This is a genomic window from Bacillus pretiosus (assembly GCF_051294775.1).
Classification (GTDB): Bacteria; Bacillota; Bacilli; order Bacillales; family Bacillaceae_G; genus Bacillus_A; species Bacillus_A wiedmannii.
The window spans coordinates 1-289 of record NZ_JBPPHF010000424.1 but is presented as its reverse complement, the minus strand read 5'-3'; the positions used below and the strand labels follow the sequence as shown (position 1 = coordinate 289).

Sequence of the window (289 nt, the reverse complement as noted above, 5' to 3'; positions counted from 1 at the left end):
ACGTAGAGAGGACCAGCTGCAATGCCACCTAATAATAGAGAGAATAAGATTCCGTATATGCCGGATTTTTCGCCCATGTATTTCATGAGCGTTTCTTTCTTCACCCATTGATCAAGTAATCCTACTAATATTAGGACAGGGGGAAGGAGAAACAACATATCTAAAATGCTATTTCCTGGTAATTGTAATGCGCTCCATCCTAAAGATTGATTTATAAAAGTTAATACAATCAGTGCCAGTAATAAAATGAAAAAGAAGCGATATCTTTTTAGTTCCTTCATAACATCAC

Annotated in this window: 1 pseudogene; it reads right to left on the bottom strand. The window is 36.0% G+C overall.

What is annotated here, in order from left to right:
- Positions 1–281, bottom strand: a pseudogene (locus ACSG5Z_RS31560) (permease); the annotation flags it as partial.
- Positions 282–289 lie beyond the last annotated feature (8 nt).